Origin of the sequence: Pengzhenrongella sp. (genome assembly GCF_036565025.1) — a bacterium.
In the GTDB taxonomy this organism is placed as follows: Bacteria; Actinomycetota; Actinomycetes; order Actinomycetales; family Cellulomonadaceae; genus Pengzhenrongella.
This window is the reverse complement of the sequence record NZ_DATCNW010000329.1, coordinates 1-9,169: the sequence shown is the minus strand read 5'-3', so window position 1 is coordinate 9,169 and position 9,169 is coordinate 1. Positions and strand designations below refer to the sequence as shown.

General features: G+C 70.1%; 7 protein-coding genes and 1 pseudogene. 5 read left to right on the top strand and 3 right to left on the bottom strand.

The genetic code is table 11. The annotated features are described in order from the left end of the window. The coding region (locus tag VIM26_RS18930) for an EAL domain-containing protein (protein WP_331954102.1) at positions 1 to 672 on the top strand (672 nt) is incomplete at its 5' end. Positions 673 to 714: 42 nt separating this feature from the next. Here the strand turns inward: VIM26_RS18930 and VIM26_RS18925 are convergent. Both VIM26_RS18925 and VIM26_RS18920 read right to left on the bottom strand, forming a co-directional pair. Then, a complete protein-coding gene (locus tag VIM26_RS18925) occupies positions 715 to 3,045 on the bottom strand; it encodes a putative bifunctional diguanylate cyclase/phosphodiesterase (protein ID WP_331954100.1) in 2,331 nt (776 codons plus the stop codon). A gap of 206 nt (positions 3,046 to 3,251) precedes the next feature. Next, positions 3,252 to 5,564, bottom strand: a complete 2,313-nt coding sequence (locus tag VIM26_RS18920; RefSeq protein ID WP_331954098.1) for a bifunctional diguanylate cyclase/phosphodiesterase — start codon at positions 5,562 to 5,564, stop codon at positions 3,252 to 3,254. Between the two features lie 250 nt (positions 5,565 to 5,814). Here VIM26_RS18920 and VIM26_RS18915 point away from each other — a divergent pair, with 250 nt between their 5' ends. Next, complete coding sequence (locus VIM26_RS18915) at positions 5,815 to 6,489, top strand: formylglycine-generating enzyme family protein (RefSeq protein ID WP_331954096.1); 675 nt, start codon at positions 5,815 to 5,817, stop codon at positions 6,487 to 6,489. A 128-nt stretch (positions 6,490 to 6,617) separates the two neighbouring features. Further along, positions 6,618 to 7,415 carry a type II CAAX prenyl endopeptidase Rce1 family protein gene (locus tag VIM26_RS18910; RefSeq protein WP_331954104.1) on the top strand — a complete coding sequence of 266 codons (798 nt, stop codon included), beginning with the start codon at positions 6,618 to 6,620 and terminating at the stop codon, positions 7,413 to 7,415. On the opposite strand, the gene VIM26_RS18905 is transcribed toward VIM26_RS18910, so the two are convergent. Continuing rightward, positions 7,399 to 7,791: a YchJ family protein gene (locus tag VIM26_RS18905; protein WP_331954094.1), complete on the bottom strand. Its 393-nt coding sequence runs from the start codon at positions 7,789 to 7,791 to the stop codon at positions 7,399 to 7,401. The two genes, VIM26_RS18910 and VIM26_RS18905, sit on opposite strands and share 17 nt — an antisense overlap. A 519-nt stretch (positions 7,792 to 8,310) precedes the next feature. Between VIM26_RS18905 and VIM26_RS18900 the strand changes: the two genes are divergently transcribed. Both VIM26_RS18900 and VIM26_RS18895 read left to right on the top strand, forming a co-directional pair. Next, positions 8,311 to 8,601 carry a DUF4287 domain-containing protein gene (locus VIM26_RS18900; RefSeq protein WP_331954092.1) on the top strand — a complete coding sequence of 97 codons (291 nt, stop codon included), beginning with the start codon at positions 8,311 to 8,313 and terminating at the stop codon, positions 8,599 to 8,601. 42 nt (positions 8,602 to 8,643) lie between these two features. Continuing rightward, a pseudogene (locus VIM26_RS18895) lies at positions 8,644 to 9,169 on the top strand (hypothetical protein); the annotation flags it as partial.

The window sequence follows — 9,169 nt, the reverse complement described above, 5'->3', positions numbered from 1 at the left end:
GGCTGCGAGCTGCTGCTGCGCATGCGCCAGGGCGACCACCTCGTGGCACCGGAGGAGTTCCTGGGCATCGCCGAACGGCACGGCCTGGCCGCGGCGATCGACACGCACGTGGTGCGGATCGGCACCGACCTCGCGGCCCGGCACCGCCAGCCGCCCGGGTTCCGGTGGGAGATCAACATCTCCGCCTCCTCCCTCTCGGACCCCGACCTGCCCGCGGTCATCGAGCATGAGCTCGCCGCGAAGCACCTCGCCCCGGAGTCCTTCGTCTTCGAGATCACCGAGACCGCCGCGATCACCAACGTCGCCCGGGCGCTGGCCTTCGCCGGGCGCGTCTCGGACCTCGGCTGCGGCTTCGCGCTGGACGACTTCGGCGCCGGGTACGGGTCGTTCTACTACCTCAAGCACCTACCCTGCGACTACCTCAAGATCGACGGCGAGTTCATCCGCGACCTGCGCACCAACCGGACCAACCAGATCATCGTGCAGGCACTGGTCTCCGCGGCCCGGGGGCTGCGCAAGCAGACCATCGCCGAGTACGTGACCGACCAGCGGACCCTCAAGCTGGTGCGGGACTACGGCGTCGACCACGCCCAGGGCTACTACGTCGGACGCCCGGCCGAGCCCTCCACCAGTTTCCCGATGACCTTCGCCCTGCCCGGCATCGGTGACTGACCGGGGCGCTCGCCCACTGGCCCCGCTCCCGACGCGTCGTCGTCAGGCGCCGACCTGCGGTGGCATCAAGCTCGCTTCCTGCTCGAGGGGCGACGGCGACCTCTGCACGGGGACCGCAGCCGGCTGGTCCGGGGCGAGGCGTGCGCCGAGCCAGCGGCCGAGGTCGACGGCGGGAACGGGCCGGCAGATGAAGTAACCCTGCGCCTGATCGCAGCCGAGGCGCTTCAGCTCGTCGTAGGCGACCGCCGTCTCGACACCCTCGGCAACCATGCGCAGACCCAGGCTGTGGGCCAGCGAGATTGTCGAGGCGACCAGGGCGGCCGCGCGGGCGTCGTCGATCATCGGGAAGATGAAGGAGCGGTCGAGCTTGATCTCATCGATGGGCAGCTCGCGCAGGTAGGACAGCGAGCTGTAGCCCGTGCCGAAGTCGTCGATCGAGATCTGCACACCGCTGTCGCGCAGCCGGTTCAGGATCACCTGCCCCTGGGCGCGGTCGGCCATCAGGAACTCCTCGGTGATCTCGAGCTGAAGGACGCCCGACGGGAGGCCACGCGCCGCAAGCATCGCCGCGACCTGCTCGGGCAGGTCGGCGTCGACCAGCGAGCTGGCGGAGAGGTTCACCGCGATCGTCAGGCCTTCGCCCCGCGCCTGCCAGGTCGAGGCCTGGTCCAGCGCCGCGCCGAGCACCATCCGGGTCACCGCGGGCATCAAGCCGCTCGCCTCGACCAGGTTGAGGAACGCATCGGGGTAGAGCAAGCCGCGGGAGGGGTGATTCCAGCGCAGCAGCGCCTCCACGCTGTGGACCTCGCCGGTGCCCAGGTCGATCTTGGGCTGGTAGTGCACGACGAACTGGTCGCGCTCCAGAGCGATCCGCAGCTCCTCCACCGTCCGCAGCCGGGTGGTGCCGCCGTCGTCGTCGTCGCGGGAGTAGATGTGATGGCCGGCGCTGGAGGCCTTCGCCTTGTACATGGCGATGTCGGCCTTGCGCAGCAACGTGCTCAGGTCCGCGCCGTCCTCGGGGAACAGGGCGATCCCGACGCTGACGCTGCTGTGCAGCGACAGCCCTTCCAGCGCGAACGGATCGGCGAGCGCCGCGCGCAGCGTGACGGCGACGGTGACAGCCTCCTCACGATCGACGTCGTCGAGCAGGATCGCGAACTCGTCGCCGCCGAGGCGCGTCAGCAGGTGACCGGCGGCCAGGTGATCGAGCAGGCGAGCGCCGACCTGGACGAGCAGCAGGTCCCCGGCGTGGTGCCCCAGGGAGTCGTTCACCTCTTTGAACTTGTCCAGGTCGAGCAGGAGGAGCGCCTGGCTGCCACGCCGCGGATCCAGCAGGCGCGAGCTTCCCTCGGCGTAGAGCGCGCGCCGGTTCGGCAGCCCCGTGAGGTCGTCCGTGGCGACCTGGCGGCGAAGGTCCGCCAGCCGCGCGACCTGGCGGTACGCCAGCTGGGTGCGGCCCGCCGCTGCGAGCAGGGTCACTCCGGCCAGCACCACGGCCAGCACGGAGAGCCGGGTCTGGCTGCTCATGAGGAGCACGCCGAGTCCTGCAGCCGTGGCCACGGCCGACACCACCATTGCCGTCACGCCGGCCCCGCGAGGCGGGTCTTGCGGCACCGGGAGGTCGCGGCTCGCGGTCCGGTGGACCCAGACGACGATCAGCGCGAGCGCGATCGCCCAGCCGGCGTCGAGCGGTGTGGCGAACACGTAGCTGCCCTTGACCTGCTGCAGCGCATACACCACGTCCGAGGCGGCGTAGACCGTCAGGCCCACCCCCAGCACACCCCAACCGGTTCCGACGCGGACGCCCCCGAGGGCGACGATGCCGGCGACGGCGGCCACGAGCGCGAGGTCGAACATCGGATAGGCGAGCGAGACGACCGTGGCGACGGACAGCGATCCCCGCAGCGCGATCGTGATCACCGGGCTGAGGACGACCGCCAGCACCGCGGCCGAGCCAACCGATCCCACCGCGCTGTCCAACCAGATCGACGACGCCAGCCCACGCGCGCGACGACGCACCGCGACAACCAGGGCAGCCAGCATCAACGGGTAGAACATCAGGTATCCCAGATCCCCGACGCTGGGGAACGGCGACCCGGTGCCGGCCACCATGACGTAGTAGGTGTTCCCGGCCGCGAGCGAGGTCACGGCGCCCGCCGCGAGGAGGACCTCCCAGCGACGACGTCCCGTCCGCGAGACCGCGAGCCAGCACACCGCCGCCTGCACCCACGTGGTCAGCATCCACAGCCCGCGATCCACGAACGGGTTCAACCCCCCACCGGGGAGTGCCAACCCGATCGTGTACGCGGCCACGAGCAGCCCCATCGTCCACACGAGCCCGCCACGGAGCGCTGCGTGCGCAGTCTGCTTCACTTCACGCACGCTCGGCTCGAACCCATGGTGCAATCACCCCCTGACAACCCATCGGCGCCTGCGACCTCTTCTTGAGTCGCCGGGGCACCGAGAGGCGGGTGATGAATGCCGGGTGACGGGTTGGGCGACGGATGACGGGTTGGGCAACGGGTAACGGGCAACGTTGCCACGACGTGCCGGGCGCGCCGCGACGAACCCGTCCACCGTCAGCCGACGGCGAACGGCGAGCTTGCGTCCTGCGGCGCGCCCGTCCCGGCGTCGACGTTCGTCACGTCCATCGGGCGTCCCAGCAGGTAGCCCTGGGCGGCGTCGCACCCGAGCTCGCGCAGTGCTTCGAGCTGGTCGGGCCGCTCGACCCCCTCCGCCACGACCCGCACGCCGAGATGGTGCAGCAGGGTGATGACGCCGTCGAGCAGGTGACGCGTGCGGGGATCCGAGTCGAGGTCGGCGACGAAGCTCTGATCCAGCTTCACCGAGTCGAGCGGGACACCGATGAGCTGGGCGAAACCGTTGTAGCCGGTACCGAAGTCGTCGAGCCAGATCGAGACCCCGAGGTCGTGCACGCTGGTCAAGACCGCGCGCGCGGCGTCGGGTTCGGCGATGAGTGCGGACTCGGTGATCTCCAGGATGAGCAGGTTCGCGGGAACCCCGTGCCGTTCCAAGGCCGATCGCACCCGCTCGGTCAAGGACGGGTCCCCGACCTCCTGCGCACTGACGTTGACGCTCACGGTCAGTGCGGCGCGCCCGGGATCGGTTGACCAGTGCGCGAGCTGCCGGCACGCGTGATCGAGCATCAGCGAGGTCACGGACGAAATGAGCCCGCCGCGCTCGGCGACCGGTATGAAGACGTTCGGCGGGACCTGGGCTCCGTCGTGGGTCCATCGAGCCAGGGACTCGACGCCGACCACCGCGTCGGTGCGCAGGTCCACGATCGGCTGGAGCGCCGCGCGGATCCGCCCCTCGCTGAGCGCGTCGCCGAGCGCCTGTCGCATCGCCATGTCATCGACCTCGGCCAGTCGAAGGTTGGACGTGTGCACGAGAAAGTTGTTGCGGCCGCTGCGCTTCACGGCGTACATCGCAATGTCCGCCCTTCCGAGCAGGTCCTCGGTGCGCACGAGTGCTCCGTCGGCGTCGGCGCCCGCGATCGCCACGCCGATGCTTGCCGAGACTGCGACCGATCGGCCGTCCAGGTAGAACGGCGCCTGCAGCGCTTCCACGAGCCCGTGGGCAACCGCTGCGGGCTCATCGCCGTGCTCCATCAGCAGCGCGAACTCATCACCCCCGAACCTCGCGACGGTGTCCGCGGAGCGCACCGCGCCACGCAGGCGCTCCGCCACCCGGACGAGCAGCTCGTCCCCTGCCGCGTGGCCGAGCAGGTCGTTGACCCCTTTGAAACCGTCCAGGTCGAGAAAGGCGACACTGACCGGATGATGGTCACGTCGGTGCAGCTCCAACGCGTGCTCCACCCTGTCGGTGAACAGCGCCCGGTTCGCCAGGCCCGTGAGCCCGTCGTGGAACGCCTGATGCCGCAGCTCGGCCTCTCGTCGAGTGATCGTGCGCGCAAGCATCTGGTTGTCCCGCACCGTCGCGTACTGCCTCGCCAGAACCAGCACGACGAGCACGGTGGTCAGCACCGCGGACACCCGGTCGAACGATCCGGCGGCGAAGTACCGGACCAGCACCACCACTGCCGCGACCACCAGCGGCACGTAGGGCAATGCGCTAGCCGCGACCACGGACCGCTCGACGACTCTCACGTGCTCGGCCTCGCGGCTCACCAGCCCGCCGAGCCCGATCAAGGTGAAGGCGAGGCACCAGCCGAGGTCGACCAGCCCCGCCGTAGAGAAGTCGTGGATCGCGATCAGGAACGCGAACGCACCGTCGGAGATCGCCATCGCACACATGCCCAGGGTCACCAGCAGCAGCGGCACGCGGTGCGCACTGCCCTGCGCGAGTGCGAGCAGCGCAACCGTGACCAGCACGATGTCGCTGATCGGGTAGGCCATCGAGACCGCCAGGGAGAACGGCGAGTCGGCTCCGGCCTGCACCGTGGGTCCGAGAACGGTTGACCACGAGATCAACGTGACCGCGGCGCCGACGGTCAGCCCGCTGAGCACGTGCCGGCGGCGGTCGCCCGCCCGAGCATGGGACGGGAGCAGCCAGATCGCGGCAACGGCGGCAGGAACGAAACCGAGATAGCCGAGGTCGGCAAGCGACGGAAACGGTGTCTCGCGGCCGAGGCCGACCTCGTACACCGTCCAGATCAGCTGCCCGATACCCCAGGACGTGCACGCGAGCAGCAGGCAGGCGAAGGCGCGCCGCAGCCGGCCGCCGGTGCGCGCGACGCCGAACGCACAACCGGCCGCGCCGGCGAACGCGAAACCCAGCTCCATGATGTCGACGACGGCGACGTCGATCGCGGCGCCGAAGGGCTGGGCCAGGATCACGGTCAACATCACGAGCAACGCCGCGCCGGCCGTGACGCACCCGGCGACGAGCACTGGCGAGCGCATCTTCATCGATCGGACCATCAGGCGCGTCCTATCCCGATCAGGCTCCAGTACCGAAGTTCTTGGGCGGATCGTATCGGGAATGAATTCATTCACGGCGGCGAGATTACGGGTGAAATGTGAAGATGTTTTGTCCTGGTATTCGTTGTTTGTTATGGAAAGAGAATGCGATCGATCCCGATGAGCGCGCCGAGGGGGCGACGAATCCCCGCCGCAGCGGTCAGCTGCCGTCGCCCGGCATCGGTAGGATCGCCTACCCATGGACACCGACCCAGAACGCGAGCTGATCGCCATCGGGCCGGGGCAGGTGACGCTCTCGGATCGGCGAACCCAGCGCACGTGGTCGGTCGATCTCGCGCCCTACCAGCTCGCCGCTCGACCGGTCACCCAAGCGCGGTACGAACAGGTCACCGGCCGGCGACCGAGCACTGCGCGGGGCGACCGGTTGCCCGTCGAGGGCGTCTCGTGGTTGGACGCCGTCGGGTTCTGCAACGCGCTGTCCGATCGCGGGGGACTGGCGCCCGCGTACCTCGTGAAGGACGACGCCGAGGACATCGCGTGGGACGCGGCCGCCGACGGGTACCGGCTGCCGACCGAGGCGGAGTGGCAGCACGCCTGCCGTGCCGGCACCACCGGCCCGCGGTACGGGCCGCTCGACGAGATCGCGTGGCATCGCGGCAACTCCGGCGAGCGGATGCACGACGTCGGCGGCAAGCAGCCCAACGCCTGGGGCCTGTACGACATGCTCGGCAACGTCTGGGAGTGGTGCTGGGACGTCTACGACGCGGAGGTCTACGGCGCCTATCGGGTGCTCCGCGGCGGCGGCTGGTTCGACGAGCGCTGGAGCTGCCGGGTCGCGGTGCGACGCCGCAGCCACCCCACCTTCCGGATCGACGACGTCGGCTTCCGCCTCGCGCGTTCCAGCCCGACGTGACCGCTCCGGCAACGTCCCAAGGCTCGCTGCGACCGTTCGACCGTGCGGGCGCGACGTGAGGCACAGTGGTGCCCGTGGCTGAGGGCGCTCTCAACGAACGGCGCGCGACGCCGCGCCCGGACGGTCGCCTGCTGGCAGCCGGCCGGCTGCTCGCCGCGACGCTCGTGTGCGGGTCCGCCATCCTGCTGTACGCCGTGCACGTACGCCCGCTGGCGTACCTGCCACTCGTGCTGGGCGTCACGCTCGCGTGGTGGGTCGACCGGAAGCTCGGAGCGGACCTCCTGCTGATCGCCACCGGCATGGCGATCGTCAGCTCGATCTCCCTGAAGGCCGACCTGACGAACGCCGGGATCGCGCGGTTCGGCGTCGCCCTCTCCCTCGCGGTGGTCGTGCCGTTCGCGCTGTCGCGGCGGTGGGTTCGCGAAGGGTCCATCCGGTTTCCCTGGCGTGCGCGCCGACCGTGGACGCGCGTGCACTGGACCTATCTCATCGCCGTCTCGCTCGCGGGGTACCTGGTGCTGCCGTGGTATTTCCTGTCCTCGGGCGTGTGGCGGAACTGGCCGCAGCTGGAGAGCCCCAACGAGATCGCTCGGCTGTTCGTCGGCGTGGCCAGCGTGGGCACGTGGGATGAGCTGTTCTTCGTCTGCACCGTGTTCGCGCTGCTGCGGCGGCACTTCACGCTCTGGCCGGCAAACGTGCTGCAGACCCTCGTGTTCGTCTCGTTCCTCTGGGAGCTGGGCTACCGCAGCTGGGGACCCGGTCTGACCATCCCGTTCGCGCTGATCCAAGGCCTGACGTTCGCGAAGACGGCGTCGTTGACCTACGTCCTGGTGGTCCACATGCTGTTCGACGCCGTCGTGTTCGCGGTGGTCGTGCACGCCCACCACCCACAGTTCTTCGACGTCTTCCTCACCGCGCCCTGGTGAGCACGGCGTCGAGGTAGAGCCACTCCCCACCTTCGCGGACGAAGCGGCTGACCTCGTGCTGCGATCCGCGCGCGCCGTTCGCGCGGTAGTGGGCCCGGAACTCGACCGTGCCCTCGGTGTCGAAGACCCCGCCGCGGGAGCTGCCGAGGACCTCGAGCCGGTACCACCGCACGTCGTCGTCCAGCACGAGGTCGGGTGGGCGGGTGGTCGCGTGCCAGCTGCGCCGGACATAGCCGACGTCGCCGACGGCGTACGCACTGAACCGGGACCGCATCAGGAGCTCGGCGGTCGCCGCTCGCGCCGCGCCTCGATGGAACGGCTCGCAGCACTCGGCGTAGACCTGCCCGCTCTGGCACGGGCACGGAAGAGTTTTCACGGGCACCAGTATCGACCGGTTCGTCCCGGCAGGGCTGCGCCCGGCCTCGGCGACGGACCGTCCCGTGACCTGCGAGGTTTGCGAGATTTCACCCACCGGTTGGTCCTTGCGGGCCCCTGACGTCGCGCAGGCTGGTGGTAGGTCCGCGCCCGCACCTGCCGACGGCAGCCTGCGAGCAGCACGCCGCACCGACCCGGAGGACAGCATGTCCCTGCTCGACACGCCGACAATGACTACCGGCGCACCCGACCGAACCGGCCTTGGGGCGCCGATCTACGCCGAGCTCGTCGAGGAGCTCGGCGACCCGTTGAAGCAGTAGGTTCTCGCGCCGTCGGGCGCGGTCATGCGAACGGGCGACACCGGCGCGCCCGGTTTCGGCCGGTCGCGGCTTTCGTGCGGTCGCGGCGCGGCGGCACTGCGCGCTCGTCGTCGAGCCTTCGATCGGCGGCATGCTAAGGCCGGTTGCATACTAAGGTCCGACGAGATTCCCGCTGACGCTCGCTCTCAGGAGACGGTCGGATGACATTCCAGGCGTACCTCGACAACATCGAGGACAAGACGGGCCTGACTCCGCGCGAGTTCATCGCCTTGGCGCACGAGCGCGGCCTTGATGAACCTCAACCGAAGGCGGGCGCCATTGTTGACTGGCTCAAAGCCGACTACGGACTCGGCCGAGGGCACGCGATGGCGCTCGTGCACGTGATCAAGAACGGGCCGAAGATCGGCGGCTTGCACGTCGGTTCGACCGGATCGCACCGCGACGAGTCGGACGAGCCGTGGCTGGACGGCAAGAAGAATCGACCTATGTGAGGTGGGTCGCAGTCGCTCACAGCTTCCATCCTGGGGGTGGGGATGACCGATCTCGACTCGGTCTCGGACGAGCTGTACGGGATGCCGCCGAACGAGTTCACGGCGCACCGGGACACCGCCGCGAGGGCGGCGCGGGCGGACGGCGACAAGGCCCTCGCGACCGCGATCGCCGCGCTGCGCAAGCCGACCGTCTCGGCATGGCTGATGAATCTCCTCGTGCGCGACGACGCCTCGCTCGCCCCCCAGCTGAGCGCGCTCGCCGAGGGCATGCGCGCCGCGGAGGCCTCGCTCGACGGCGAGGCGATGCGCGATCTCAACCGGCAACGCCGCCAGCTGGTCGCCTCGCTGGTGAGCAGGGCGCGACGGCTGGCGGCACCCGCCGGCCAGCGCGTCGGCGACGCCGTCGTGCAGGAGCTGGACCGGACCCTGATGGCCGCGCTCGCCGATCCACGAGTGACGGCGGAGGTGCTCTCCGGCCGGCTGACGGGCCCGCGTGAGTACGTCGGCTTCGGGGCGGCCACGGCGCCGGCGCCGCATCTCGCCGTCGCCGGCGACGCCGCGGGCGATG